The 26,734-nt window shown below is 67.4% G+C and carries 28 protein-coding genes; 11 read left to right on the forward strand and 17 right to left on the reverse strand.

The annotated features are described in order from the left end of the window. Nucleotides 1-35 precede the first annotated feature (35 nt). The 7 genes from glpK to glpA all read right to left on the reverse strand — a co-directional run bounded on the left by glpK (nt 36) and on the right by glpA (nt 8,891). Entirely contained in the window at nt 36-1,562 is a 1,527-nt protein-coding gene (glpK, locus tag HMPREF3174_RS02855; protein WP_062613324.1) for a glycerol kinase GlpK, read from the reverse strand. Nucleotides 1,563-1,739: 177 nt separating this feature from the next. Then, nucleotides 1,740-2,486: an MIP/aquaporin family protein gene (locus HMPREF3174_RS02860; protein ID WP_068538635.1), complete on the reverse strand. Its 747-nt coding sequence runs from the start codon at nt 2,484-2,486 to the stop codon at nt 1,740-1,742. A gap of 256 nt (nt 2,487-2,742) precedes the next feature. Then, the gene (locus HMPREF3174_RS02865; RefSeq protein WP_068538636.1) at nt 2,743-3,399 is read right to left on the reverse strand and encodes a uridine kinase family protein; all 657 of its coding nucleotides are present in this window, start codon (nt 3,397-3,399) and stop codon (nt 2,743-2,745) included. Nucleotides 3,400-3,596: 197 nt separating this feature from the next. Next, nucleotides 3,597-4,436: an SMP-30/gluconolactonase/LRE family protein gene (locus HMPREF3174_RS02870; protein ID WP_068538637.1), complete on the reverse strand. Its 840-nt coding sequence runs from the start codon at nt 4,434-4,436 to the stop codon at nt 3,597-3,599. Between the two features lie 295 nt (nt 4,437-4,731). Then, nucleotides 4,732-5,976 carry an anaerobic glycerol-3-phosphate dehydrogenase subunit C gene (locus HMPREF3174_RS02875; protein ID WP_062613332.1) on the reverse strand — a complete coding sequence of 415 codons (1,245 nt, stop codon included), beginning with the start codon at nt 5,974-5,976 and terminating at the stop codon, nt 4,732-4,734. Nucleotides 5,977-5,978: 2 nt separating this feature from the next. Continuing rightward, nucleotides 5,979-7,241, reverse strand: coding sequence for a glycerol-3-phosphate dehydrogenase subunit GlpB (glpB, locus tag HMPREF3174_RS02880; protein ID WP_068538638.1), 1,263 nt, complete (start codon nt 7,239-7,241; stop codon nt 5,979-5,981). Nucleotides 7,242-7,253: 12 nt separating this feature from the next. Continuing rightward, nucleotides 7,254-8,891: an anaerobic glycerol-3-phosphate dehydrogenase subunit GlpA gene (glpA, locus tag HMPREF3174_RS02885; RefSeq protein ID WP_068538639.1), complete on the reverse strand. Its 1,638-nt coding sequence runs from the start codon at nt 8,889-8,891 to the stop codon at nt 7,254-7,256. Between the two features lie 181 nt (nt 8,892-9,072). Here glpA and HMPREF3174_RS02890 point away from each other — a divergent pair, with 181 nt between their 5' ends. Continuing rightward, the gene (locus HMPREF3174_RS02890; protein ID WP_070447803.1) at nt 9,073-10,056 is read left to right on the forward strand and encodes a sugar-binding transcriptional regulator; all 984 of its coding nucleotides are present in this window, start codon (nt 9,073-9,075) and stop codon (nt 10,054-10,056) included. Beyond that, nucleotides 10,053-10,481, forward strand: coding sequence for a GNAT family N-acetyltransferase (locus HMPREF3174_RS02895; protein WP_068538641.1), 429 nt, complete (start codon nt 10,053-10,055; stop codon nt 10,479-10,481). The genes HMPREF3174_RS02890 and HMPREF3174_RS02895 overlap by 4 nt, the downstream gene beginning before the upstream one ends. On the opposite strand, the gene HMPREF3174_RS02900 is transcribed toward HMPREF3174_RS02895, so the two are convergent. Next, nucleotides 10,478-10,867: a hypothetical protein gene (locus tag HMPREF3174_RS02900; RefSeq protein WP_068538642.1), complete on the reverse strand. Its 390-nt coding sequence runs from the start codon at nt 10,865-10,867 to the stop codon at nt 10,478-10,480. The genes HMPREF3174_RS02895 and HMPREF3174_RS02900 overlap by 4 nt on opposite strands. Nucleotides 10,868-10,872: 5 nt before the next feature. Then, nucleotides 10,873-11,739 (reverse strand): HhH-GPD family protein, encoded by an 867-nt coding sequence (locus HMPREF3174_RS02905; RefSeq protein ID WP_070447806.1) that lies wholly within the window; start codon nt 11,737-11,739, stop codon nt 10,873-10,875. 497 nt (nt 11,740-12,236) lie between these two features. Here HMPREF3174_RS02905 and HMPREF3174_RS09355 point away from each other — a divergent pair, with 497 nt between their 5' ends. Continuing rightward, a complete protein-coding gene (locus HMPREF3174_RS09355) occupies nt 12,237-13,010 on the forward strand; it encodes a DUF4232 domain-containing protein (RefSeq protein WP_070447809.1) in 774 nt (257 codons plus the stop codon). A 33-nt stretch (nt 13,011-13,043) separates the two neighbouring features. On the opposite strand, the gene radA is transcribed toward HMPREF3174_RS09355, so the two are convergent. The 3 genes from radA to HMPREF3174_RS02925 are packed head-to-tail and all read right to left on the reverse strand — an operon-like array spanning nt 13,044 to nt 16,493. Continuing rightward, on the reverse strand, nt 13,044-14,414 hold the full coding sequence (gene radA, locus HMPREF3174_RS02915; RefSeq protein ID WP_070445924.1) for a DNA repair protein RadA: 1,371 nt from the start codon (nt 14,412-14,414) through the stop codon (nt 13,044-13,046). 9 nt (nt 14,415-14,423) lie between these two features. After that, nucleotides 14,424-15,098, reverse strand: a complete 675-nt coding sequence (locus tag HMPREF3174_RS02920) for a potassium channel family protein (protein ID WP_062613348.1) — start codon at nt 15,096-15,098, stop codon at nt 14,424-14,426. Between the two features lie 15 nt (nt 15,099-15,113). Beyond that, complete coding sequence (locus HMPREF3174_RS02925; protein ID WP_070445921.1) at nt 15,114-16,493, reverse strand: TrkH family potassium uptake protein; 1,380 nt, start codon at nt 16,491-16,493, stop codon at nt 15,114-15,116. A 207-nt stretch (nt 16,494-16,700) separates the two neighbouring features. On the opposite strand from HMPREF3174_RS02925, the gene HMPREF3174_RS02930 reads away from it, so the two are divergent. From HMPREF3174_RS02930 to HMPREF3174_RS02940, 4 genes are all read left to right on the forward strand, one after another. Continuing rightward, nucleotides 16,701-16,910, forward strand: coding sequence for a helix-turn-helix domain-containing protein (locus tag HMPREF3174_RS02930; RefSeq protein WP_062613352.1), 210 nt, complete (start codon nt 16,701-16,703; stop codon nt 16,908-16,910). Between the two features lie 75 nt (nt 16,911-16,985). Then, entirely contained in the window at nt 16,986-17,084 is a 99-nt protein-coding gene (locus HMPREF3174_RS08935; protein WP_005504750.1) for a 30S ribosomal protein bS22, read from the forward strand. Between the two features lie 132 nt (nt 17,085-17,216). After that, on the forward strand, nt 17,217-17,675 hold the full coding sequence (locus HMPREF3174_RS02935) for a MarR family winged helix-turn-helix transcriptional regulator (RefSeq protein WP_062613353.1): 459 nt from the start codon (nt 17,217-17,219) through the stop codon (nt 17,673-17,675). 5 nt (nt 17,676-17,680) lie between these two features. Beyond that, nucleotides 17,681-18,343: a histidine phosphatase family protein gene (locus tag HMPREF3174_RS02940; protein ID WP_062613355.1), complete on the forward strand. Its 663-nt coding sequence runs from the start codon at nt 17,681-17,683 to the stop codon at nt 18,341-18,343. Between the two features lie 29 nt (nt 18,344-18,372). On the opposite strand, the gene HMPREF3174_RS02945 is transcribed toward HMPREF3174_RS02940, so the two are convergent. Genes HMPREF3174_RS02945 through HMPREF3174_RS02960 form a run of 4 tightly spaced genes read right to left on the reverse strand, consistent with a single transcriptional unit; the run spans nt 18,373 to nt 22,139 of the window. Continuing rightward, nucleotides 18,373-18,792, reverse strand: coding sequence for a PLD nuclease N-terminal domain-containing protein (locus HMPREF3174_RS02945; protein WP_068538646.1), 420 nt, complete (start codon nt 18,790-18,792; stop codon nt 18,373-18,375). Between the two features lie 39 nt (nt 18,793-18,831). After that, nucleotides 18,832-19,704, reverse strand: coding sequence for a 1,4-dihydroxy-2-naphthoate polyprenyltransferase (locus tag HMPREF3174_RS02950; RefSeq protein ID WP_062613358.1), 873 nt, complete (start codon nt 19,702-19,704; stop codon nt 18,832-18,834). A gap of 26 nt (nt 19,705-19,730) precedes the next feature. Beyond that, nucleotides 19,731-20,975 (reverse strand): AMP-binding protein, encoded by a 1,245-nt coding sequence (locus tag HMPREF3174_RS02955; protein WP_068538647.1) that lies wholly within the window; start codon nt 20,973-20,975, stop codon nt 19,731-19,733. Between the two features lie 45 nt (nt 20,976-21,020). Then, entirely contained in the window at nt 21,021-22,139 is a 1,119-nt protein-coding gene (locus HMPREF3174_RS02960) for a TDT family transporter (protein ID WP_210382920.1), read from the reverse strand. Nucleotides 22,140-22,262: 123 nt separating this feature from the next. On the opposite strand from HMPREF3174_RS02960, the gene HMPREF3174_RS02965 reads away from it, so the two are divergent. Then, the gene (locus HMPREF3174_RS02965) at nt 22,263-22,529 is read left to right on the forward strand and encodes a hypothetical protein (RefSeq protein WP_143601983.1); all 267 of its coding nucleotides are present in this window, start codon (nt 22,263-22,265) and stop codon (nt 22,527-22,529) included. Next, a complete protein-coding gene (locus HMPREF3174_RS02970; protein WP_371440860.1) occupies nt 22,453-22,956 on the forward strand; it encodes a CPBP family intramembrane glutamic endopeptidase in 504 nt (167 codons plus the stop codon). Before HMPREF3174_RS02965 ends, HMPREF3174_RS02970 begins: the two co-directional genes overlap by 77 nt. A 4-nt stretch (nt 22,957-22,960) precedes the next feature. Here the strand turns inward: HMPREF3174_RS02970 and HMPREF3174_RS02975 are convergent, their stop codons facing one another. Beyond that, the gene (locus HMPREF3174_RS02975; RefSeq protein WP_083200548.1) at nt 22,961-23,938 is read right to left on the reverse strand and encodes a 1,4-dihydroxy-2-naphthoyl-CoA synthase; all 978 of its coding nucleotides are present in this window, start codon (nt 23,936-23,938) and stop codon (nt 22,961-22,963) included. Between the two features lie 27 nt (nt 23,939-23,965). Between HMPREF3174_RS02975 and HMPREF3174_RS02980 the strand changes: the two genes are divergently transcribed. Then, on the forward strand, nt 23,966-24,943 hold the full coding sequence (locus HMPREF3174_RS02980; RefSeq protein ID WP_068538649.1) for an o-succinylbenzoate synthase: 978 nt from the start codon (nt 23,966-23,968) through the stop codon (nt 24,941-24,943). Continuing rightward, entirely contained in the window at nt 24,940-26,565 is a 1,626-nt protein-coding gene (gene menD, locus HMPREF3174_RS02985) for a 2-succinyl-5-enolpyruvyl-6-hydroxy-3-cyclohexene-1-carboxylic-acid synthase (protein ID WP_070445912.1), read from the forward strand. The genes HMPREF3174_RS02980 and menD overlap by 4 nt, the downstream gene beginning before the upstream one ends. Nucleotides 26,566-26,734: the final 169 nt, after the last annotated feature.

A 26,734-nucleotide genomic window follows, 5' to 3' on the forward strand; every position in this document is an offset into this window, starting at 1 on the left:
TGGATCCGCCCACCTGCTACGCTGTGGCCTGGTGCTTACTCAGCACGCACGTCGTCGTCGACCCAGTCAAACGTACGGGTGACGGCCTTCTTCCACAGGCGCATCTGGCGAGCACGCTCGTCGGCGTCCATCTTGGGCGACCAACGCTTGTCCTCCTGCCAGTTGGCGATGACGTCCTGCTCGCCGGCCCAGAAGCCAACCGCGATACCGGCCGCGTAGGCGGCACCGAGGGCGGTGGTCTCAGCGACGACCGGCTTGACGACCTCCACACCGAGGATGTCAGCCTGGAACTGCATGAGTGCATCGTTCGCGGTCATGCCGCCGTCAACACGAAGCTCGCCGAGCTCAACGCCCGAATCGGCGTTCATGGCCTCGAGAACTTCGGCTGTCTGGAACGCGGTGGCCTCGAGGACCGCGCGAGCCAGGTGGCCCTTGTTGTTGTAGCGGGTCAGGCCGACGATCGCGCCTCGGGCATCGTCCTTCCAGTACGGGGCGAACAGGCCGGAGAACGCCGGGACGATGTAGACGCCGCCGTTGTCCTCAACCGTTTCAGCAAGGGTCTCGATCTCCGGGGCGGAGGTGATGATGCCGAGCTGGTCGCGCAGCCACTGCACGAGCGAGCCCGTCACAGCGATCGAACCCTCGAGCGCGTAGACCGGAGCCTGATCGCCGATCTTGTAGCACACCGTGGTCAGCAGGCCGTTCTTCGAGGTGATCGCCTCGTTGCCCGTGTTGATGAGCATGAAGCAGCCGGTGCCGTAGGTGTTCTTCGCCATGCCCTTCTCGAAGCAGGCCTGGCCGAAGGTGGCCGCCTGCTGGTCGCCAAGGTCGCCAGCGATCGGGGTGTCGATGATGAGGGAGTTCTTCGAGCCGTAGCCGTAGACCTCGGAGGAGGACTTGATCTCCGGGAGCATCGACATCGGGATGCCCATGTCCGCGCAGATGTCCTCGCGCCAACGCAGCTCACGCACGTCCATGAGCATGGTGCGCGACGCGTTGGTCACGTCGGTGACGTGGACACCGCCGTTGGGGCCACCGGTGAGGTTCCAGATCACCCAGGTGTCGGTGTTGCCGAAGAGGAGGTCGCCCGCCTCGGCCTTCTCGCGTGCCCCCTCAACATTGTCAAGGATCCACTTGACCTTCGGGCCAGAGAAGTAGGTGGCAAGGCCAAGGCCACAGATTTCCTTGTACTTGTCCGGGCCCTCGTCACCAGCAAGCTCGCGAACAATCTTGTCAGTACGGGTGTCCTGCCACACGATAGCGTTGTACACCGGCTCGCCCGTGTTCTTATCCCACACGACGGCCGTCTCGCGCTGGTTGGTCACACCAACAGCCGCGATCTCATGGCGGTTGATGTTGGCCTTGGCCAGAGCCTGGCCAATGACCTCGCGAACGTTGTCACGAATCTCAATCGGGTTGTGCTCAACCCAACCGGCCTTGGGCAGAATCTGCTCGTGCTCCATCTGACCCACGGAAACGATGGTTCCGGAGTGGTCGAAGATAATCGCACGGGACGAGGTGGTGCCCTGGTCGATTGCCATTACGTATTTCTTCTCAGTCATTGAGTTCCCTTCGTCGTTGAACGGTTACTTGAAATAATAGCGATGGAATGGGGCGCTGATCACAGTTTTCACAAATGGCCAACGCCGAGAATCTGGTTGAGAAATATTTCTTCGCCCGGATGGGCGGCGCCGCCCGACCGGCGCCCACAAGGCGCGCGAACCGGGCGGCGTCGTACCTTACATACCGAGGACGTTGAGTGCGTTTGCGCCGAAGATGAGGCCGGCGAGCACGCCACCGATGGTCGGGCCGACGATCGGCACCCAGGAGTAACCCCAGTCGTTGCCACCCTTGCCCTTGATCGGGAGCACGGCGTGTGCGACGCGCGGGCCGAGGTCACGGGCCGGGTTGATGGCGTAGCCGGTGGGGCCACCGAGGGAGGCGCCGATGGCGACGATCACGAGGGCCACGGCGAGCGGGCCGACCGCCGTCGGGCTGCCACCGTTGAAGAGAACCCAGGCGACGAGCACGAAGGTAGCGATGGCCTCAGTGATGGTGTTCCACAGCGGGTTGCGGATCTCCGGGCCGGTGGCGAAGGTGCCGAGCACCTCGGCCTGGTTGTCGTGCTCATCGTAGTGCTGCTTGTATGCCAGCCACGCGATCACGGCACCGACGAAGGCACCGAGGAATTGGGCGACGATGTAGATCATCGTGTTCGAGAAGTTCACGGCGACGCCGGGAACGTACTCCTCCGCGCCCGAGGCGAGGACGCCCAGGGTCACGGCCGGGTTCAGGTGACCGCCGGTCTTGTATGCGGCGTAAACACCGATGAACACAGCAAGACCCCACCCGAAGTTAATCATCAGCCAGCCGGTGCCCCGGCCCTTATTCTTCGTCAGGAGGTTGTTGGCGACCACACCAACACCAAGGATAATGAGCAATGTTGTTCCGATGAACTCGGATACAAAGATTTCTCCAAGCGACATATTTGCCTCTTTCAGTTGTGCGACTATCTCCGGCGACCTTGCCGGACGGCCCAAAAAATACTCGGAAGCCTGTCCCTATTCTTGCTCTTTTGTGCGTCAAAGCGTTCATGACAGTTTGAATTGAAAATACTTGCACAGGATCCAGAACGGCCTTGGGAAAATGTGCACATGTGCGCTTTGTGTGGTGGGGCCAGGAAAAGGCAAACGAAAGATGGGGCAATGCCCAAACGCCCTAAGTGGGCGGCGTGTTCCTGTGCTACTCGGTCCAGCGGAGGGCGGCGAGCATCTGCGTGAGGGTTTCCTGGGCCTCGGTGTAGGACACGGGCCGTGCGCCCTTCGCCTCGACCTCGCGGTACATCGCCGGCTCGGCCAGGAAGTGGGCGACGCCACGGCGCAGCAGGTTGGGTAGCGGCTTGCGGGCCTCGTCCAGGTCGCGCATGAGGCGGAACCAGAAGGTTTGCAGGCGCGGGCGCTTGATGCACAGGGCGTCGGCGAGGATGCCCTCACGCTTGAGATCGTCAATGATTTCGGGGGCAAAGATCCCCTCTGCTAGCACGTAGCGGCGGCCCTCCATATCGAGGTTGCGCTCGCCCACGCGCGTGGAGGTGGGGATGTCGTAGACCGGCACCGTGGTCGAACCAGTGGTGCACAGGTCCACCAGCGCGTCCACCGCGCCCTGGCGGTCCCACGTGGACGGCGAATCCCAGTCAACCATCCCGTGGCGCATAGGCATCCCCGGCCGGTTCCCGTCATAGTAAAAGTCGTCGAGTGAGACCACCGGCAGGCCCGTGCGTGTGGTGAAACGCGTCTTGCCGCTGCCCGATGCGCCCATCACCAAAATGACGCGCGCATTCGGCTGGCGCGCGGATTCGGGCAGGTCAAACAGGCCATCATTCGACAGGGGAGTGGACATGGGCCCAGTCTAACGCGCCCGGCGCCGCCGCCCCGCCAGGGAGGAACGTTGCCCCCCTCACCCGCCGGGCCGGGCGGGTGAGGCGGGGGTGGGAAGTCGCGCTGCCCGTCAAAGATCAGGACTTTGAGTGCGAAAAGCCCGGTTTTGGCGACGAAAACTTCCAGGGTCCTGATATTCGACGTGGGCTCAGGCCGGGCTCAGCCCGCGAAGGGAGTGACCGGCACGCCGGGGACCTCGGCGCGGGCGCGGAAAACCGCGCCCGCGCCCGGCTCCGGGTCGTCCAAATTCTCCCTCGATGTGGTGACGAAGACGTCGCGGCCGTCCTCCCCGCCGAGCGTGACAGCCGTAACCAGCCGTACCGGGAGGTCCCATTCGCCCAACACCTCGGCGTCGGGGGAGTAGAGCCTGATCTTGCCCACGCGGTTGAGTGCCACCCACACGTTCCCCGCTCTATCGACTGCCAGCCCGTCCGGGCTCGTGCCCGTGGCCTCGTGGAACTCGCGGCGGCCCACCAGCTCTCGGTCCACCACGTCGAACACGTCAGTGCGCCGGGTGGCCGTGTCGTGGTAGTAGGCCCGCTCGCCGGCGGGGGAGAAGGCAATGCCGTTGGAGGTGGTGACGCTGGGCAGCACCACGCGCGAGGTCAGGTCGGGGGAGATCTTGTACAGCTTGCCGGCGCCCGGCACCCGCGTGTAGGACATCGAGCCGGCGTACAGGTTGCCCCACGGGTCGGTGCCGCCCTCGTTCATGCGCACGTCGGTATCGGACCAGAGCTCTGACAGTGCGCGGACGTCGCCGAAGGGCTCATCGGCCAGCCCGAGCCCGCGCTCGAGCCCTACCACGAATCCGCCACTCGCCCGCGGCCGTACGAAGGCGGCCACCGGCGAGCCGGTGTGGAGGCGGTGAATGGATCCGTCGGGCAGGAGGGTCAGGAGGTCTCCGGCGAGCATGTCCACGAAGCGCAGGCCGCCCCACTCCTCGGACCAGCAGGGCCCCTCGCCGTGGTAGGCGACGGGATCGGTGATCTGTTCAAACATGGCTCAAGTATCGCAGATCCCGCCCGCGCAGCAACCAGTCGCTGCCTGCGCATCAACCATTCAGGTCGGGTCAGCAGCGGGGACCTGCGCCTTCGGCAGTCGCCCCATCACCTTGAGCGGTGAGGCTTCATCCCTCCCCGCCGGCACGACTGCCGCCGGCAACGAGTTGCAACCCGGTCAGGAGGCGAGCATGAAAATAACCTGGACGATTTCCGGGCGTTCTCCTCATATACGAAGATAGCCCCAGAATCGTCCAGGTTATTTTAATCGCCGGCGGTAGCCGCCACCGAACCAGTTACGCCAGCCCGAGCGCCCGGTGGATCACCTCGATCGGGTGGATGACCGTGGCGCCGGAGCCTTTGCGGATCTGCCAGCGGCAGGTCTCGGTCTCGCACGCGGCGAGCTTGGGGTTGGTGCGCTTGATCATGTCGAACAGCGGCTTGCCCACGGCCTGCGCGATCTCGTACTTTTCCTTCTTCAGGCCGTACGTGCCCGCGATGCCACAGCAGGCCTCGCCGGACTCGATCACCGTGACGCCGGGGACGGTCTCCATCATCCGGATCGCGGGCTTGCCGATGCCCTGGCTCTTGACCTGGCACGGCTGGTGGTAGGGGATCGTGATGTCCCAGCGCTTGAGCTCCTCGACCGGGAACTCACCGGCGTCGATGAGCTCAAGAATGAACTCGGAGATCTCCACGGTGCGCGATCCGACGTCGAGCAGCGTGGGATCGTCCAGGCCCATGATCTCGTGGGCCTCGTGGCGCAGCATGCCCGCGCACGATCCCGACGCCGACACGATGGTCAGGTCCTTGCCCGCGGCGTTGAGCTGATCGCACAGTTGGCGAACCTTCTTCGACGCACGCCCGAACAGGCCGTTGGACTGGTGTGCCAGGCCGCAGCAGCCCTGCTTCGGCACGAGCACCTCATACCCGAGCTTCTCCAGCACTTCCACCGCGGCCTTCGACGTGGCGACCTCGAAGTAGCCGCCCGCGCAGCCGTGGAAGAACACGATCGGGCCCTTGGAGAAGGGGCCGGTGCGCTCCTTCTCGTGCTTCTTGAACCAGCTCATGAACGTGGAGGTCTGGGCCTTGGGCACGGGCGCGTCACGGTGAATGCCGATGACCTTCTCCACGATCGTGCGCACCGGCTTGTTGGCCAGTGCCACGTTCGCGATCGGGGCGAACGGGGTCATGAGCTTGCCTTCAAGTTCGGTTTCGGGGATGATCCGGTCGCGCAGCGGCATGTGGTCTGCCTTCATCACGGCGCGCGCCTGGGCGTTGATCTCGGCGATCTTCACGCCCTGCGGGCACGTGGTGGTGCAGATCGAGCACCCGGAGCAGTAGTCGAGGGACTTGTCCACGCTGGCGCCGTTGCGGAAGCGCTCAGCCTGCGGCCCCACGAACTTCGGGCCGGAGAAGAGCGGGGTGGCGCGCACAACCGGGCACTGCGACTCGCAGATCGTACACTTGACGCACGCGTCGAGGGACGCGCGGGCCAGGGAGGCCTTGGCGTGCTCGAGTGGGTTAACAACGGTGGTCATGATTAATCCCTCCTGAGGATTGCACGGGTGGCGGCAACAGCGCTGCCGAGCGCGATGCCTTCACCGGACTTCTCGCTCCACGGGCGGGCGCCACCGATGATGGAGCCTGCCAAGTAGAGGTTGTCGTAGACCGGGCGGTCGCCGTCGAGCGGCAACATGTCTTCGTTGACGCTCACCCCGGTTCCGAAGAGGTCCTTGCCGTCGACGATGACCGAGCCGGTCACGCCCGTCGTTTCGGCGTCCTCGGCGTCGAGGAACGTCAGCGGCAGGTCGAAGACGCGCTCGCGGATGTCTCCGTAGGAGTCGCGCTGGATGGTGCCGGACTCGAGACCGCCGCCGGCGTAGACCACGGCGTCGACCTTGTTGGTGGTGACGCGGCCGGCGCGCTGGACCTTGAGCGCGGTCACGTGGCCGCCGTCTGCCTCGAAGCCGATGACTTCGGCGTTGAGGGAGATGTCGACCCGCTTGTCGTGGCAGAGCTGGATGAGCACGTCGTTGATGCGGCGGCCGGGGATCGACGGCGGCGGGACCGGGACCTCGCCCACGGGCACGCCGAGCTCGGCGGAGATCTCCTGGTAAGCGTCGGGCGAAAAGCCGAGGATCGCGGGCAGGAGGATCGTTTCGCCCGCGCGGACGTGGCCGCGCAGCTCGTTGATGAGCGAATCGCGAGTGGCCGGGCCGTCCAGCCCGGCGGTGCCGTCGAAGGCGCGGGCGAAGGTGGTGCCCGTGGAGTCGGCCTCCGGCTTGCGTGGCGCGAGCGAGATGGTCACGGCCCGTGTCTCAACCTTGGCCAGCGGGGAACGGGCGAGGTTGTCGGCGATGAAGGCCGCGGGGAAGTCGCGGAACTGGCGGATGCCGACCACCAGGAACTTCTTCCCGTCCTCCATGAGGGAGGGGACCATCGTGTTCTGCACCGCGATCGTGGGGCGAACCGCGCCGATCGCGGTGGGGATGAGGACGTTCTTGCCCGGCTTGGCGAACAGGCCGGTGGTGGCACACAGCCAGTCCACGCCCTCACGCACCGCGTCCGCCCCAATGGAGGCGTACGGGTGGCCGGGCTCCTTGGCCACGAGCGTTTCGATCTCGGCGTACGGGTCGGAGATGGGGTGGCCGTCCTTGTCCCAGCCGTAAACATCGAGCGTGCCCGAGGACAGGAGCAGGCCGCCCCAGCCCTTGGTCACGATGTCGACGTGGTGGCCGGCCTCGCGCAACTTGAGCGCTGCCGTGAGGCCCGCAAGGCCTGAACCAATAACAATGATGCGCATGATTCTTCTCCTTTATGCCACCGAGGGGCGGCCGTGGATGAGCTCGAGGTCGCCCGTGGCACGCACGGCCTTCTCGGTCGGGGCCGGCAGATGGTCGATGTCGAGGTTGCCGGCGAGGATCCACTTGTTCAGCGTGGCCTCGCGCAGCTGCTCGCCGTACATGAGGGATTCGAGGCCCGAGTAGCGGTTCTTGACGAACAGGCGCAGCATCGACGACGTCCGGTCCGCGTTCTCTTCGCGCTCCAGGCGACCCGCCAGGGCCTCGTGCATGATGCCAGCGGCGCGCATGCCACAGAACGTGCCCTGGCAGGGGCCCATCCCGAGGCGGGTGCGGCGGCGGATGTCGTCAAGGTTGGCCTCCGGCTGCTTGGCCAGTTCCTTCTCAATCGTGGAGCGGGGCAGGAGCTCGCACTCACAGATGATCGGGTCTTCGAAGCGGTCGGCTTCGGCTTCCTCCAGCCTGTCCGTGACCCGGTGGGTACGGGTGGCGTTCGAGGGCACGGCCTCGGTTTCGGTGGTGCACTCGACGAACTCGTCCATCTGCTCAAGCAGCGCGTCCACGATGTTCTTCGCCATGAGGCGGTAGGTGGTGAGCTTGCCGCCGGCGATGGTGAAGAAGCCCTTCACACCGTCGCGCGTGGAGTGGTCGATGATCGACATGCCGCGCGACATGTGGCGCGTATCAGAGGCATCCACGCGCGAGTCCTTGACCAGCGGGCGGGCGCCGGCCCACGCGTGAACCGCGCGCGCCTTGCGGAAGCCCGGCACCAGGTCTTCGCCCGAGTCGAGCATCTGCTGGACCTCGGAGTTGCGGATGACGAGGAAGTCCGGATCGTCTTCCTTCTGATCCGTGGTGCCAATGATTGAGACGGTGTGGGCCGGGACGATGATGTCGCCGTCGGCGGGGTGGATACAGCGGTTGACCACGTGGTTGACGAGGCGGTGGTTCATCGCGATCATGATGCCGCGCCCGGGCACGACGTCGACCCCGTGGCAGCCCGCCATCTTCGCGATCTGGCCCGCCCAGGGGCCGCCGCAGTTGATGGCCGCACGGCAGTTGATGCGGACCTCTTCGCCCGTCTTCTCATCCGTGCAGACCACCTGGGAGACCTGGCCGTCCTCGTTTTCAATCTTGGTGACCCGGTGGTAGGTCAGGCACTGGGCGCCGTAGGCCTTGGCGGACTCGACCGCGCCCCAGACCATGCCCCAGCCGTCAATTGAGCCGTCACGCACGCGGAACGCGCGCTGGATGCCCGGGTTGAGGCGCGGCTCGATGCGCAACGCCTCAGCGACGTCGAGCTCCTCGGCCGGCACCTGCGTTTCGCGGGCCGCGGGCAGGAAGCGGGTGGAGAATTCCGGATCGTCATTCGGGCCGACGACGAACAGGCCGCCGGTCTCCTCCACCGATTCGGGGTGAATTCGGCGCAGGATCTCATTTTCCTCGGCGCACTCAGTGGCCGAGTGGGGGTCCGAAATGACGTAACGGCCACCCGAATGGAGCAGGCCGTGGAACCGCCCGGAGGTTCCCTGTGCCAGATCGGCACGCTCGACAAGGACAGCAGAGAAGCCACGCATGGCCAGATCGCGTAATGCGCCAGCCCCGGTTGCTCCACCGCCTATAACAACAACATCGGTGTTTATAGTTTTCATGGTTCTTCCGATTTCTACGCGGAGACTTAATCACCAATTTACGGTGTTTTCCACGAGGCGTGGTGTGAAAACGGGGGGTTTAAAGTATTTTGGCCAAGTGTGCACGGCCGTGCAGATGAACTGAAATGACTTGCACCCGCCGTGTAGAATATGTCTGTCGTACGTTGAGGAAAGGCCTGAGATGAACCGAGAAGACCGCTCCCTTGCGGCCTATGAAGCAGCCGTCATGCACTTCATCCAGGGGGAGACGATGGAGTCGATCGCCCGCCGACTGTCCGTTTCGCGCTCCACCGTCTCCCGCCTCATCGCCGAGGCGAAGGACGAAGGTCTTATCCAGATCACCATTCACCCGCCCGAGGAGGCGGCCAGCGAGATGCAGGTGCGCCTGTCGCAGATATTCGATGTGCATGTGAAGGTGGTGCCCGTCCCGTTTGGGGTCAATGAGACGCGCCGGCTCAACGCCGTAACCCAGGTGGCGGGCATCATGGTCTCCGACCTCATGAAGCCCGAGTCGGTCATCGGCGTGGCCTGGGGCAACACAGTGGCCGCCGTCGTCGACCACCTCGTCCCGCGGCCCGCACGCGGCTCGATCGCGGTCCAGCTCAACGGCGCCGCCAACGCCTCCACCAGCGGCGTGCCGTATGCCGGCTCGCTCATGGAAGCCTTCGGCCGGGCCTTCGGTGCCTCCGTCCACTACTTCGCCGTCCCCGCGTTCTTCGACTACGCCGCCACACGCGAAGCCCTGTGGCAGGAGCGCTCCATCGCGGCCGTGCGCGAGATCCAACAGCGGGCCGACATCGCTCTGTTCGGCATCGGCTCTCTCACCGCGAAGAACCCCTCCATGGTCTACTCGGGCGGCTACCTCAGCGCCGAGGAGCTCGACTCGCTGCGCTGCGAGGGCGTGGTGGGTGACATCTGCACGGTGTTGCTTCGCGCCGACGGCTCGTGGAAGGACCTGGAGATTAACTCGCGTGCCTCCGGCCCCACGCCCACCGACCTGCGCAAGATCCCGCGGCGCATCGGCGTCGTCTCCGGCTCGGACAAGGTGGTCGCCACGGTCGCGGCCCTGCGCGCCGGCCTCATCACGGACCTCGTGGTAGACGAGGACACCGCCGACCTCATCTACGAGTACTCGATGCGCTCCGGGCCCGGGACATTGCGATGATCCGCCCGGCGAGTGCGCGGGACGTGCACGCCATCTACGACGTCGTCCGCCCCTACGCCCACCAGCGCGTGCTCGTGGCCAAGGACCTGGTGGAATACTTCGAAAGCCTCGAAGAATTCGTGGTGGCGGAGGTGGAGGGCGAAGTGGTCGGCTGCGGCGCCCTGCACGTCTTTAGCGAGGCCATCGCCGAAATCCGCACCCTCGCCGTCCGCGACGAGTTCCGTGGGCGCGGCATCGGCAAGGCGATCGTAGACGAGCTCGAGGCGCGCGCCCGCAGTCTCGCCATCCGCCGCCTGTTCTGCCTCACCTTCGAAGTCGAGTTCTTCTCCGAGCTCGGCTACGTCCGCATCAATGACGACGCCGCAGCCCTCGCCCGGGTCAAACCCAACACCCTGGGCAATTCGCGCATGTTCAAGCAGCTCTAGCGGTCCCGGCCGCCCTCGGCCAGGAAGTTCGCCGTCATCCGCAGCCCGATCGGGGCCTGGAGGCCGACCAGGGCGAGGATGATCGTGGTCATGACGCCGATCCCGGCGATCGCAGTTGCCGCCACGCCCACGACCACCACCGCTGTCGCGACGAGGGCCGCCCCGCGCGTCAGGCGAGCGGCGGACGCGAGGTCGGGGTTCGGGCGTCGCGAAAGAGCGATGAGGTAGGCGCCCACTGCCACGAGCACCGCGCCCGCCCCGCCCGGGATGAGCGCGACGAGCGCGCCGTGCTTGCCGGCGATCTGGATGAGCAGGCCGAGGGCGAGGATGGTCAGCGCGAGGACGCCGAGCACGCCTCCGGCGCGGGCGAGCTTGAGTTCGTTCATGGCTTCTATGCTAGCGGAAGGCGGAATTGGCCCGAAACTAGCTCGGCTAGGCCGTCGGTGAGAACGCCGTCGAGCGCCGGGCCGAAGCGCTCCGCGGGGAGGGTGGTGGCGGCGAGGAGTGAGTCGTAGTCGTGGGGGCCGCGGCGCAGGGCTGCCATGATCTTCCCGCGCGCCTGCCGGTTCGTGCCCTCCCAGGCCTGCGGGCGGCGGCGGTGGGCGTAGGCGTCGGCCGGGCTGCCGGCCAGATTCCACTCGCAGTGGGTGGCGAGCGGGCAGGCATCGCAGGCGGGCGTTCGGGCCGTGCAGACGAGCGCCCCAAACTCCATGATGGCGGCGTTCCAGAGCCAGGCCTGGTCGTCGTCGGGAACGAAAGCCTCGGCGCGAGCGAGTTCGGCCTTGGTCTGCGTGGGCGCGGGCAGGGCCTCGCCGTGCCAGCGGGCGAGCACGCGGCGGATGTTCGTGTCAAGCACCACGCTGCGGCCGCGGAAGGCAAAGGCAACGACGGCGGCCGCCGTGTACGGGCCGACGCCAGGCAGGGCGAGCAGATCGGTGTAGGTGGAGGGGAAGGAGCCGCGCTCAGTGATCGCGATCGCTGCCTCCTGCAGACGCAGTGCGCGGCGCGGGTAGCCCATGCGGTCCCAGGCGATAAGGACCTCGGCGGGAGAGGCCGAGGCAAGGTGGGCGGGGGAGGGCCAGCGCTCCATCCACGTCCGCCACACCGGTTCCACGCGGGCAACCGGGGTCTGTTGGCTCATCACCTCACACACGAGGATCGACCACGGGTCCGTGGTCTCACGCCACGGCAACGGCCGGGCATGCTGGGCGTACCAGTGGGTGAGGGCCGCGTAAGCGGTTTCGGGTTCGGGTGCCACCCGCCTCACTATAGCGCCGCCCGGCGCGCATCGCTCCCGCGGCAAGGGATTGCCGCTACGGTAGGGGCGTGAACGAAACTCCGAAGCGCGGGAAGCAGGCGGGGCGCGGGGCGCCGCGCCCGACGAGCGAGCGCGCCCAGCCTGGCCGGGGACGCGGAGGCGAGCGCGCAGGCCGTGGCGGTGAAGGCGCGGGGCGCGGGAGCGCTGAGCGTTCGGCGCGCGAAGGGAAGCGGCCGACTCAGGGAGCTGCCGAGCGGCAGGCGCGCGCCGGGGAGCACCCCTCGCGAGGCTCTGACCGCCAGGTTCGGAGTGGCGGCAAGCGTCAAATGCGCGGGAAAGCGCAACGGTCGGCCGGGGAGCGTACCTCCCGCGCCGAGCGCGCCGGTAACTCCGCACGCCAGCGGCCCACCTCGGAGCGCCGGACCCAGGGCCGGCAATCTCAGGCCCGGCAAACACAGGTGCGGCAAAATCAGGGGCGGCAGGCCACGAAGAGGCCCGTGTCGGCGCGACCCGCACCTCGCAAGCGGACAAACCCGGCCCGTTCGTCCTTCCAGCGCCGGTTGCTGACCATTTTGCTCATCGTGGTGCTCGCGATCGTCGCCACGTTCGTGGCGGTCAAGTACGCGCTGTCGAAGATAGAAAAGCACACCGTGCCGATCAACCCGGTGGAGCAGTTCGATCCCGTGGCGTGCAGCTCGTCGATGCTCAGCACCACCGTCCAAGTTGCCAGCACGGGAAAATCGCAGGTCGCGGTCAGTGTCTCGATCACCAACAAGGGAGACACCCCCTGCAGCTTCGACGCCGCCGACCTTCGCCTCCAACTCGCCTCAGGCGACCAGACCGCCTACGACAGCCAAGTGTGCGAATCCGGCCCTGCAGCCAAGATCTTGCTTCTCGACACCGGTCTGACCACCACCCAGACCCTCACCTGGAACGGCATCAACGCCGGCGCCAACTGCCAGGGGCAATCGCTCGCGGGTGCGGGCACCTACGTGGCGAGGGTCTTCCTGGGCACCGACCCGCTCCTCGAGTCTGGCTACATCTTCGAACTGACCGGCTCGGGTGCCGCCTCTGGCGGGCATAGCGTCACGGATGATGGCTCCGCGGTCGCAGGGGGCGACGGCGCGGACGGCGCGGGCTCCGGTGAGAGCGGCTCGGGAGGGTCGGATGACGGGGAGACGGCCACCGACGGTGCGGACGACGCCGGCACAGGTGATTCCGGCCAATCCAGCGATTCTGAGGGCGCTACGGCCGAGAATTCCGAGGGGTAGGCCGCCCGCGCCACGCGCCTACACCGCCCTGCGCTACGCGTCCAGCGGCAGCACCGCCCGCGCCGCCGCTGCCACGTCGTCCACTGGGCGCAGCCGCATGCCGGCGGGTGGGCTGAGCTTTTCCGAGGTCCGGGGCAGGATCGCCGTGTGGAAGCCGAGCCGGGCGGCCTCGTTCAGCCGCCGCTGGAGCCCCACCACCGGGCGCAGCTCGCCGGTCAGCGACACCTCGCCCACCGCGATCACGCCCGGCGCAAGCGGTAGATCCGCGGCGGCCGAGGCCAGCGCCAGCGCGATCGCCACGTCCACGCTCGGCTCGAGCGCCTTGGCCCCGCCCACGGTGGACACGAACACGTCGTTACGCTCGAACTGCACGCCGAGCCGGGACTGGAGCACGGCCAGCATCATGGCCACCCGCGAGCTGTCCACCCCCGAGGTGGTGCGCCGCGGCGGGCCGGCCGCCGGCACCGACAGCGCCTGCACTTCCACCGGCATGGGCCGCCGCCCCTCGAGTGTGACCGTCACGCACGTGCCCGGCACGGTGAGGTTGCGAGCGGAGAGGAACAGGCCCGACGGGTCTGCAAGCCCCACGATCCCCGAGTCCGCAAGTTCGAAGCAACCCACTTCGTCGGTGGCCCCGTAGCGGTTCTTCACCGCCCGCACGAGCCGCAGCCGCGAGTGCCGATCGCCTTCGAACTGGCACACCACGTCCACCAGGTGCTCCAGCACGCGCGGGCCGGCGATCGAGCCGTCCTTGGTCACGTGCCCGACCAGCAACACCGGCAGGTCGGAGGACTTGGCCGTGTTGACCAGCGTGGACGTCACGGAGCGGACCTGCGCCACGCCGCCCGCCGATCCCTCCACGTGCGGGTCCATGATCGTCTGCACCGAGTCGACAATCAGAAGCGACGGGCGCGAATCGGCAACGTGCCCCAGGACCTTCGCCAGGTCCGCCTCCGCCGTGAGCAACAGGTACGGGTGCAGGGCGCCGATACGTTCGGCGCGCGAGCGCACCTGCGATGCCGACTCCTCGCCCGTTACGTACAGCACCGGGTTGCGCCCGGCCTGCGCCGCCTGCTCGGCCGCCTTCGCCGCCACGTCTAACAGCAGTGTGGACTTGCCAACCCCCGGTTCGCCAGCCAGCAGGATAACGACGCCGGGCACGATCCCGCCTCCGAGCACCCGGTCCAATTCCGGCACGCCGGTGGGTTCCTTCACCGAGGCCTGCTGGGAAACCTCCGTGATCGGCTGAGCGGGCGAGCGCGGCGTGAGCGCCGCGATCTTCGTGCCCACCTGTTCGGTGGCCTCTTCGATCGTGCCCCACGCTTGGCACTGCCCGCAGCGGCCGACCCACTTGACCGTGGTCCAACCGCACTCGCTGCATCTAAACGTCTGATTCTTTGCCATACCCCAAGGCTATCGAGGGCGTCCGACAAATCTGTTCGCGAATGCCTCGAGCAGGGACGGTTCGCCCGAGACGATGAGGACGTCCCCGTTGCCAATCGTCGTCTCCGGCGAGGCATACTCGAACGGTTGACCTGGGGATTTGACGCCAATTACGGTCACCCCGAAGCGCTCGCGCACGTTCGATTCTGCCAGCGAAAAACCCACCAGATCCCGCGGCGGGACCATCTTCACGATCGTGAACTGGTCCTCCATCTCGATGTAGTCGAGCATGCGGCCCGAGAGCATGTGTGCAACGCGCTGGCCGGCGTCGTACTCGGGGTAGACCACGTGGTGGGCACCGATGCGCTTGAGGATCGTGCCGTGCTCGCGCGAGGTGGCCTTGGCCCAGATGTCGGGGACGCCGATGTCGACCAGGTTGGCGGTGATGAGCACCGACGCCTCGAGCGCGCCAACACCCACGACGGCGACGCCGAAGTCCTCCGCCCCGAGCTGATGGAGCGCCTCGGCTGAGCGCGCGTCGGCCTCCACCACGTTGAAGCGATGGCTCCACTGCTGGGCGAGGTCGGAGTTTGTTTCGACGGCGAGGATCTCCTTGTCGAGCTTGTCGAGCGTGACGGCGATGGCCGAGCCGAAGCGGCCCAGGCCGATGACCAGGGTGGCGTTGTCCGCGTACGTGTTGGGCATGGGGTTCTCTTTCGCTTAGCCGATGATGGGGCGGTCTTCGGGGAGTCGGATGACGCGGCGGCGCGTGCGGAGGGCGAGTGCCGCCGCGAACGTCATGGTTCCGAGCCTGCCGAGGTACATGAGGAGGACGAGGATGAGCTTGGCCGAATCGGGCAGGTCGGCGGTGATGCCGGTGGACAGGCCGCAGGTGGCGAACGCCGAGATGACGTCGAACAGCACGCGCGAGAGCGGGAAGTCGGACTGCTGCAAGATGATGAGCGTGGACGTGCCAACCAGGAAGGCGCCGAGGAAGGCTGCGGAAATGGACAGGCGGATGACGTCCGGCGGGATGCGCTTGCCGAAGGCCTCCGTGTCGCGGTCACCGCGGGCCTCGGCAACAATGGCAAGCAGCAGCACGGCGAACGTGGTGACCTTGATGCCACCGCCCGTGGAGGCTGAGCCGGCGCCGATAAACATGAGCGCGTCCATGACGAACCACGTGGCCTCCGACAGGGAGCCGATATCCACGGTGGACATGCCCGACGAGCGCGGCGTCGTGCCCTGGAAGAAGGACGCAAGCACCTTCTCGTTCGTCGTCAAATCGGAAAACGCACCGTTCCACTCGAAGGCCGCCACCATGACGATGCCCGCCACCCATAGCGCTACGTAGGTGACCACGGTGATCTTCGTGTGGAGCGACCAGCGCTTGGGAGAGCGCAGGTTGTGTGCGATGTTGTGGATGACCGGGAAGCCGATCGCGCCGGCCACCGTGCCGAGGATAATGGGCAGGCTGATGGCCCAGTTGCCCACGAACGGTGTCAGGTCCGGGCCGATGATGACGAAGCCGGCGTTGTTGAACGTGGAGACCGCCATGAAGATCGAGTGCCCGAGCGCACCCAGGAATGTGCCGCGCTCTTCCATGATCGAGGGGAACATGACGGCCACGAGCAGGCCCTCGACCGTGAGGGAGGTGATGACCACGGACTGCAGGAGCGCGCCGACGTCGCCCAAGCGCGACTTGCGTTCGGAGGCCGCGAGGATGCGTTGGGTGAGGCCGATGTGGCGGGAGACGGCGCGGGCGAGGATGGAGGCGAGCGTCATGACGCCCCACCCGCCGATCTGCACTCCGATGACGACGACGACCTGCCCGAATCCCGTCCAGTGCGAGGCCGTGTCGACCACGGTCAGGCCTGTCACGCACACCGCGGACGTCGCTGTGAAAAGCGCCTCAATGAACGTGGCCGTGCCGGGTTCGACCGTGGCAAACGGCATGAGGAGGAGGGAGGTGATGATGAGGATGATGAAAGCGAAGACGAGCATGGCCAACCGCGCGGGCGAGTGCCGGGCGAGGTGATCGATGTGTTCGCGGAGGCGTGAGGCAAGGTGCCGCCGCTTCGCGGTGTGAACTTCGGCCATGTCACCTCCTCTTCTCCCTGCGTCAATCGTGCCACACGAGGCCGGCCCGTAATCAAGTTGCAGGGCCGGAGATCGGGTTAGAGCTGTGAAGATGCGGATTTGAGGTGTTTGGCGGGAGAAAATCCGGTATGGTGTGAAGCGAAGTTCTCACGGGCATTTGCCCACACGCACTATTTGAGCCTTTGGGCGATACAAGGACGGTCAAGGATGGCGCAGTTTCCAGCCTCGGCGCCGCAGTTTGTGACTGTGGCAGAAGTTGCCGAACTGGCGCGTGTTTCGCGCATGACGGTATACCGGATGGTTCATTCTGGCGAGCTTCCGGCTGTCCGGGTTGGGGGCTCGTACCGGGTTCCGGTGTCTGCGGTTGAGCAGCTTCTGTCCGGTGGCATGGACCAGGCTGAGACCCTGGGCGCATAAGCCATTTTTGTGTTTTGGCTGTCTGCTGTAGACTTTCTAAGTTCTATCTGGCGGGCCAACGATCGGAGGTAACCTATGGGTTCCGTTATTAAGAAGCGTCGCAAGCGTATGTCGAAGAAGAAGCACCGCAAGCTGCTTCGTAAGACGCGCCACCAGCGTCGTAACAAGAAGTAAGTCGGGTTTCCCGATTCGAGCCGGCCTGAGGGCCGGTTCTCTTGTCTCTACGACCACGGTCGTAGGCCATGTGTGGTGGGGAACCGCCCACCTAGATAGAATCGTTTAAGATTTAACGAAAGGTGGAGGGTGATGGCGAACTGGTTGACCGAGCCGGAGCAGAGAGCGTGGAGGTCCTTCCTCACGGGGCAGGCCCGCGTGTTGGAGGCCATTAATCAGGACATGGTCACCGATTCCGGCCTCACCCTCAACGAATACGAGGTGCTGGTGCGCCTGTCGGAGTCCCCGGAGCGCAGGCTGCGCATGTCGAATCTGGCCGAGCACCTGGTCCACTCCCGCTCCCGCTTGACACACACGGTCAAGCGCCTCGAGGGGGCGGGCTACGTTGAACGCACCCGATGTCCGGAGGACCGGCGCGGCATCGTGTGTCATCTGACGGAGTCGGGCTTTGCCAAGCTGGAGCAGGCCGCCCCCAGGCATGTGGATTCGGTGCGCAAGAACCTGGTGGATTGCCTCAGCACCGAAGAGTTCCTCCAGCTCGGCGAGCTGTTTGCCAAGATCGGCTCCTGTGAGGAGCCCGTGGCACAATAGTGCCCATGGATATTACGACCGTTCACCTGGTTCGCCACGGCGAAGTTCACAACCCCGAGGCCGTGCTGTACGGCCGCCGCCCTGGCTACCACCTGTCCGATCTGGGCCGGGAGATGGCCGACGAACTCGCCCTCGCCTTCGAGGACCACGACGTCCGTTGCGTCATCGCCTCCCCGCTCGAGCGTGCGGTGGAGACGGCCACCCCTACCGCGGAGCTATTCGGCCTTGAGATTGCCACGGACGCGCGCCTGATCGAGGCGGACAACATGTTTGAGGGCGTGCCGGTGAACAAGAACAGGTGGATTTTGGCCCACCCACGCTACTGGTCGTGGTACATCAATCCTTTTGAACCCTCCTGGGGCGAGCCCTACCTTGAGGTCATCGAGCGGATGTCGCAGGCGATCGCCCGCGGGATTGACCAGGCGCGCGGTGGTGAGGCCGTGCTCGTGTCCCATCAGCTGCCGATTTGGACGATGCGCCGCTTCATCGAGGGCAAGACCATCGCCTCCGACCCGCGCAAGCGCGAGTGTTCGCTGTGCTCGGTCACGTCGCTCACGTTCGCCGGCAAGCAGCTACTCTCCCTCGATTACTGGGAGCCGGTGGGCCATCTGCTCCACCGGGCCGCCGACATGGTGCCGGGCACGTCCGAGGCCGCCGAGCTTTCCTAGGCTCACGACGCCGTCCGAGCGGCCCGCGTCTAACGGTTGCCGTACAGGCCGCCCTCCTCGTGGTCCTCGTCCGGGCGCTTGTCGTCCTCCTCGGGCAGGCGGCCCTCTTCGCGCATGCGCTCTTCGTAGGCGCGGCGCCGGTTGCGGGCTTCGAGGCGGGCGAGGAACTCCGGGTCGTCGTCGGGAGCGACGGGGCCGCGCGGCTTTTGCGGGCGCGCGAACGGGCTCTGCCCGCCGAACGACGGCGAGGAGTAGCCGGAGGTGAAGATGTGCTGGTACTTGAAGTACAGCCAGATCAGTGCACCGAGCACGGGCACGAGCGCGATGAGAACCAGCCACAGCGGCTTGGAGATCTTGGCGGGCATGGAGGAAGAATCGGTGCGCGCGCAGTCGATGAACGTGTAGATGATCAGCGCGAGCCCGAAGATAATAGGCAATACTCTCAGCACAGCTTCACCCTAGTTCACTTTGATGTGGAACTGTAGCGCTCACGCCGTGAGCGAGATGATGAGGACGATGGCGTAGCACAGCTCGAACAGGCCGGTGTCGCGAAGGACAGGGATGAGATCGCGGCCGGCCGCGCCCTTCAACACTGGCGGGGTGAGGAGGATCGGGCCGAGCGCGATGGCGATCGCGCCCATGAGCACCGGCCAACTTCCAACCCCGATCATGACGGCGCAGGCCAGCGCCCCCACAAGCATGGCCACGTAGGCCCAGCGAGCCCGGTTATCGCCGAGGCGGACGGCGAGGGTGCGCTTGCCGGTTACGGAGTCGGTGGGGATGTCGCGGATGTTGTTGATCATGAGTAGCGCGCAGGCGATGAGCCCCACACCGGTGCCGGCCACCCACGCCATCCAGGGCGCCGTGCCGGTTTGGGTGTAGGTGGTGCCGACCGTGGCCATGTAGCCGAAGAAGATCATGACGAACACTTCGCCCAGGCCCATGTAGCCGTACGGGTGCTCGCCTCCGGTGTAGTACCAGGCGGCCAGGATCGCCGCGGCGCCGGCGCCAATGAGCCACCACTGGCCGCTCAGTGCTACGAGCGCGAGTCCGGCGGCCGCGCCGAGCGCGAAGCAGGTAAACGCCGCGGCCTTGACCACCGTGGGCGAGGTCTTGCCGCCGCCGGTGAGACGGGGCGGGCCACTGCGGACGTCGTCGGTGCCACGCACCCCGTCCGAGTAGTCGTTGGCGAAATTCACCCCGATCTGGAAGAAAAGTGCGATCCCGGCGGCGAGCAACGCGCGGGGCAGGGAAAAGCCGCCCTCGTGGATGGCGACTCCGGTGCCCGCCAGCACGGGCGCCACCGCCGCGGGGAGCGTGCGGATGCGCGCACCTTCGAGCCAATCATTGAGGGTTGCCATGTACCTGCCTTTCAGATCTGGTCATTCTACAGCCCGAGGTAGTCCTCGACGATATCGGCTAGCTTGCGCCGGTTGACCTTGCCCGAATCTGTCATCGGCAGGCCCCCGATGTCGGAAACGCCCACGACGTACGTGGGCGCCCAGCCCTCGCCAAGCTCGAGCTTGACCCAGCTGCGCATCACCGTAATATCGCAGCTTTGCGCGGCGTTGTCCGTGTCGTCGACGACGGCGACTACCGCTTCGCCCCACTCCAGGTGAGGCACCCCGACGACGACGGCCCGCCGGCCCGTCTTCGCTAGGGACTCCTCGATGAGCTGGGGCATGACGGTGAGCCCGCCGGTGGTGATGGCGTCGTCGATCCGGCCGAGGACCTCGAGCACACCGGCGCCTAGCCTCCCGGCGTCGCGGGTGAGGTGGGTGGCGGGGGAGCCGGGCGCGCGGAGGCGGCCGGGCGGGTCGAACGCGGCGTCGGTGCCCAGATAACAGGTGGCGACCGCGCTACCGCGCAGGGAGATGCGACCGTCGGTGATCAAGATTTCGGTGTCGCCGATGGGGCGCCCGTCGTAGACGCAGCCGCCGCAGGTCTCGGTCATGCCATAAGAAGTGTGGACTTCCAGGCCGGTGGAGCGGGCGGCGCCGAGCAGGGCGGTGTCGGTGGCCGCACCTCCCACCAGCACGATCGCGCCGCGCACGGCCCCCGTCAGCTCGGGGGTGGCGAGGATGCGGCGCAGCTGGGTGGGGACCACGGAGAGGTAGGTGGGCACGCCGGGTGCGGTGTCGGGGTGGAGGGCGGCGCGGGTGGCGGCCGGGTCGGTGAGGCCCACGTAGGCCGGGCGGAAGGCTGCCGCGCGCTCCGGGGTGGCCCCGGCGGCGAGCGCCTCGAGCTCGGCGAGCGCGCTGCGGGCCACGGTCTGGAAGCCGGCGATGTGGTCGAGGGGAAGCTGGCAGGCCCAGCGGCCGGGCCCGCCGAAAGCGGCGTGCGTGGCGCGCGCGGACGCGGTGAGGGAGTCCCAGGAGATGGCAACGATTTTGCCCTGCCCGGTGGTGGAGCCGGACGTGCGCATGAGCAGGCCCGTGTCGTCGGGGATAGGAAATCCCGCCGCCTCGAAGCCCCCCACCTCGGCGACCACCGCGTCCCGATCCGTCCCGGGCGCGACCACGAACAGCGGCTCGGGGACGCCACCGGCGAGCCACGTGCGCAAGGCGGGCAGGACGGCGTCGTGAACGCGGGCAAGGGCGGAGGCGCCGCGACCGCCGTCGATGATCTTCATCCCTCTATCGTTGCCGCGCGGGCGGCGCACTTCAAATCGCGGCGCTCACCAGGCCATGCCGCGGCGGGCGATCGAGAAGCTGGAGGCGAACAGGCACAGCGTCACGGTGCCGACCAGCACCAGCGTGCCGAACGTGCCCAGCCACATGAGCGCGCCGATCCCGGTGCCACGCGAGAGCAGGGTGGCGCCGAGGGCGAGGGTGCCGATGGGGAAGGTCAGCGCCCACCAGCCCGGCGCGAACGGCATGCGGCCGATAAACCCGCGGACGGTCATCACCGTGGCCCACGCCACCAGCGGTACGCCGATCACCAGCATGAAGTACCCATAGGCGTTGGCCACGTCCTGTGCGCTGCCCGCGTAGTCGGGGAGCAGCATGTAGGTGGACTGCAGGGCCACCGACTGGGCGGCCGCCGTCGACTGCCCTACCATGCCGAGCGGAATCCAGGCGCTCGCGCTCGCGGCCAACGGCAACGGCTCCACCCGCCAATGGTGGTGGTAGGCGGTGGCGAACACGGCCACGCCCAGGAAGAGGGAGAGGAAGAAGGCGGCCGCGGAGGTCGTTAGCAGCCAGAACTGGAACGTCTCTGACACGTGCGGCACGAGTCCGGCGCCCGTGGTCGAGGCGACCATCGGCCCGACCACGGCCAGGCCCCACACCGTAGTCGGCGCGCCAAGGTCCTTGCCCACCAGTCGCGTCGCGAAGCCGAGCGCCGTGATGATGCCGATTGTAGCGCCGACGATCCAGGTGACGGTGTCGATGTGCCAGGCGGCGTCGGTCAGGTGCGGCCAGTGCGCGGGCACGATCGTGGCGGTGGCCGAGCCGACCGAGAGGATGCCCATCGACACGGTGCCCCACATCGGGGTCTGCGTGGAGTCGCGCAACGTGATCGAGAACGCGTCGCGCGAAAGCGAGATCCGCACGATGTAGCCCACGATCAGCGTGACGAGCACCGCCCAGGCGATCGCGAGAACGACGACGGCGGCCGCGCCCGCACCCGGCAAATGGTCCGAGTGGGTCTGGAGCAGGTTGGCTAGGATGCCCGTGCCCATGGCGGCCGGGAACCAGGCCGGGCCGATGGGAGGGAGCTTGGGGGCCGGCGTCGTAGACGGCGCGGGCACAGGGGTGTGCGTGGGGGCGTGCGTGGAAGACTGTTTCGCGTTCACCCTTCCAGGGTGCTCCTCCAACAGGTTGTCTGAGAAGTGGTTGGTTGGCCGCGTCGCTCACAATGCGGGACGCAACCCCACGAGCAGGGGCGACGCGCGGGCGCGGGCGGTAGTGTGTGCGACATGACGAACCGATCTTGGAGCGTACTGGCTGCCGCGGTGGTCGCACTCGTGCCCACGGCGGCGCTCGTCGTCGATAACGTCGTCTACTATGTCTCGCCGCGGGTCGGGGATGAGACGCCGTGGCTCGTGTCGAACGCCCTGGTGACGGGCACGCCGGTCGCGATCGTTGCTCACGTCCTCTGGTTCCTCTGTGCTGCGGCAGTCTACCTCGCGATGCGCCGGGGAGGGGGCTGGGGATTCGAGAGCAGGGAACTACGCAGGCTTTAGCCCCACCCTCGCTTTCCTTAGCCCAATCATCGTGGGCGGAGCGGAGGAGATCGCGAACGTTGGCATCATTGCACTGCTCTCGCGCCGTTACGGGCGCGGCTGGGGTTTCATCCTTACCGTGTCGGCACTGGTACGCGGCGTCATCCACCTGCACCACGGGTCGCTGGCCATCCTGCTCGGCTTCCTTCCACTGTCAGTTTTCGCGGTGGCCTTCTTCCGCACGACGGCGATGGTGAGCCCCCTCGTGGTCGGGCACATGCTGTGGAACTATGTGGCGCAGGCGAACGGGGCGATCGGCCAGTCCCTCGCAAGAGAGATCTCTTACCCCCTCGTCACCTACCTGCTTCCGCTGGCAACGGTTGGCCTGCTCGTGATGGCGATCCTACGCTCCTGCGGTTGGCAAACGTCGCGCCTGCGAGAACCGTAGCGGCTCACGCATAAAACGGGAAGCTCGACCAGTCCGGGGCCCGCTTCTCCAGGAAGGCATCACGCCCCTCCTGCGCTTCTGCCGTCATGTAGGCCAGGCGGGTGGCTTCCCCGGCGAAGACCTGCTGGCCGGCCATCCCGTCGTCGGCGAGGTTGAAGGCGAACTTCAGCATGCGCAGGGCCTGCGGGGACTTCGTGGACATGATGCGGGCGTACTCGAGCGCCTTGTCCTCCAGCTCGGCGTGGGGGACCGCCTCGTTGACCACGCCCCAGCGTTCGGCGTCGTGAGCCGAGTACTCGCGGGCGAGAAAGAAGATCTCGCGGGCGCGCTTGTCACCCACCTGCCGGGCAAGGAGCGCGGCGCCGTAACCGCCGTCGAAGGAGCCGACGTTGGCGTCCACCTGCATGAAACGCGCGTGCTCAATCGAGGCAAGTGAGAGGTCGCACAGCACGTTGAGCGAGTGCCCGCCGCCCGTGGCCCAACCGCTGATCGCGCCGATGAAGATCATGCCCGAAGTGCGCATGAGGCGCTGGACCTCGAGGATGTGCAGGCGCCCGGCGTGTGAGGTCTCGGCCCGGGTGGCGGCGTTGGCCGCGGCGTCGTCCTCCCCGCCATACTTGTAGCCGTCCCGGCCGCGAATGCGCTGGTCGCCACCGGAGCAAAATGCCCAACCGCCGTCCTTCGGGCTCGGGCCGTTGCCCGTGAGGATCACCGTGCCCACCTCTCCCGACAGCCGCGCGTGGTCGATCGCGCGGTAGAGCTGGTCGACCGTCTCGGGCCGGAACGCGTTGCGCACCTGTGGCCGGTTGAAAGCGATGCGGGCAACCGGGAGGTCGCGCTCGGCAACGGGGCGGTCGTCGTCGTACACGCGCTCGACGCCGCGGTGGTAGGTGATGTCGGCGTCGGGGAAGCCGGGCACGGCGCGCCAGCGACGCGGGTCGAAGATGTCGGAAACCTTGTGGGGCAGGGCAGTGATAGTCATGCCACCATTGTGCCTTATGGTGGAACGGTGAAGTTCTACGTCTACCGCCTTGCGCTCAAAAACCGCTTCCGGCGCCTCACTGAGCGCGACGGGCTGCTCGTCAAGGGCGAGCGCTGGGGCGAGGTGAGCCCGTTTTGGGATTACGACGCCGTGGAGTCGGCTCGCTGGCTGGCCGCCGGTGTCGAGGCCGCGGCCGGGCTGCCCGCCCCGTTGCGCGGCGCCGTGCCGGTCAACGAGACCATCCCGGCAGTGGATGCGGAGGTAGCCTACGCGTTGGCCGCGGCGTCGAGCTGCGCCACGTTCAAGGTGAAGATCGCTGATCACGCGGGCGCGCTTGCCGAGGACCTGGCGCGGTTGGAGGCCGTGCGGGCCGCGCAACCGGCGGCGAAGATCCGGGTGGACGCGAATGCTGCGTGGGACGTTGACACGGCCGTAGCCCAGATCCGGCAGATGGACCGTGCCGCCGGGAGACTCGAATACGTCGAGCAGCCCTGCCCTGGCGTGGAGGATTTGGCGAAGGTGCGCCGGCGCGTGGACGTGCCAATCGCCGCCGACGAATCCATCCGCCGCGGCGCCGACCCCCTCGAGGTGGTGCGCCGCGAGGCCGCCGACGTGGCCGTCCTCAAGAACCAGCCGCTTGGGGGCGTGCGCGCCGCGCTTGCGCTCGCCGAGGCGCTCGCCATGCCGGTGGTTGTCTCCTCTGCGCTCGAAAGCTCGGTGGGCCTGCGCGCCGGACTCGCCTTCGCCGCCGCCCTGCCCGAGCTGCCGCACGCCTGCGGGCTTGCCACCACGCGGCTCTTCGTGGACGACGTCGTGGCCGAGCCGCTCGCGCCCAAGGGCGGGCAGATCGCGGTGCGCGACGTCGTTCCCGACCCGGCGCGCAGCCTACCCGTGGGGGCCGAGTTGGCCTGCGCCTGGGAACGGCGGCTAGCACAGATGTGGGAGGTGGCCGAGGGGGCAGGGCATGTGCGCGGCGAATACGAATTCATGGGAGGGCTAGCGTGAACGAGCAGGTAGAGGCGTCAACGCGGATGGCGCGCGAGATCGTGGCCGAACTGGTACGCCAGGGGGTGCGGCGCTTCGTGCTGTGCCCCGGATCGCGGTCGGCACCGCTCGCGTACGCGCTCGCGGACGCCGAGGCCGCCGGCGTGGTCGAGCTCCACGTGGAGACCGACGAGCGGGTGGCAGGCTTCGTGGCCCTGGGCTCGGGGCTCGCGGGGCAGGTGGCGGCGGTGGTCACGACGTCGGGCTCGGCCGTTGCGAACCTGCACCCGGCGGTGGAGGAGGCGCGGTATGCGGGCGTGCCGCTCATCGTGCTCGCCGCGGACCGGCCGCACGAGCGGCGAGGCGTGCGGGCCTCCCAGACCGCCGACCACCGCGGCGTGCTCGAGGGCTCCGTGCGCTTCGTGGCCGAGATCGCGGCCGACGCGCCGGCCCTACGCGGGCAGGTGGTGCGGGCAGCCCGGGCTGCGACGCGCCAGGCCGGGCCTGTGCTCATCAACGTGGCCTTCCGCGAACCGCTCATGCCGGGCGGGCCGTGGGAGAGCGTTGCCGAGGACTGCGGGCGCGCGGGCGCGGGTGACCTTGGCGAGGGCGGTGTGGGCGAGGGCCTGGGCGCTGGTCGGCGGACGGTCGTCGTTGCCGGGCCGTCGAGTAGGTCGAACCCGCTGTACGCGCGGGAGCTGCCAGACCTGGGCGGGGTGCCGATCCTCGCCGAGCCGACCTCCGAGCTGCGCGGGCACCCGAACGCCGTGGCCGCCCACCCGCTCCTGTTGCGCACGGGGCTGGGGGAGCGGATCGAGCGAGTGGTGGTGCTCGGGCATCCCACCCTCACGCGCGACGTGTCAGTCTTGCTTTCCGCCGGCGAGGTCTACGCTGTGGACGAGGCCGTCGGTTACACGGACGTGGCCGGGATCGCGGAGGTCGTGGAGCTTGCCGACGTGCCCGGGCTCGTGGCGGGCTCGCCTGATTTGTGGCTGGCCGAGTGGCAGGAGGCCTCCCATTGCGCCGAGGTGGCGATCGAGGAAGCGCTGGCGGAGGCCGGGATGTCGACGCCGGCGATCGCGCGGTCCCTCACCGAATCGCCGGTGCCCACCCACCTGGCCGCGTCCACCATCATCCGCGAGGTCAACCTCTATGGGCGTGCGCCGGCCGGGCCGCTGTACGCCAACCGGGGGCTTGCCGGCATCGACGGCACGATGTCCACCGCCATCGGCACCGCGCTCGCCACGGGTCAGCCCACCCGTGTGGTGGTCGGCGACCTCGCCTTCATCCACGACGCCACCTCGCTCGTGGCCACCGCGAGGCAGGCCGGGCCGAGGCTCGACGTCGTCGTCATCGACGATCACGGCGGCTCGCTGTTCTCCACTCTCGAATACGGGGCCGGGCCCGAAGAGGCCTACGATCGAGTGTTCCGCACCGAGAAGCGCCTGGACGTGGAGGCGTTCGCGCGGGCCGTGGGGGCGCAATACGTGCGAGTGCGGGAGATGGCGGAGCTGCGGGAGGCGCTGGCAGGGCAGTTCGGGGTGCGGATCGTGCACATCGACGCCGGGCGCGTGCCCATGGCCGCCGAACGTGCCGCCCGCCAGGGCCTGGCCGAGCGAGTGCTCGCCGCACTGGGGAGTTAGGCGGATGGCCGGCTAGGAGGAGGCGGTGTCTGGCCGGCAAACGCCGCCGATAATCTGGCCCGGCGGGTCTCGTTCGCGCCTGGCTCCGGGTGTGCCCGGCGTAAGTCGTGAATCTGAGATCGACCTGGTGCCTATGGGAATCGGTAGCCGGTATTTTCACGAGTTCTGT

It is taken from the genome of Trueperella sp. HMSC08H06 (assembly GCF_001808465.1).
GTDB classification, from domain to species: domain Bacteria; phylum Actinomycetota; class Actinomycetes; order Actinomycetales; family Actinomycetaceae; genus Trueperella; species Trueperella bernardiae.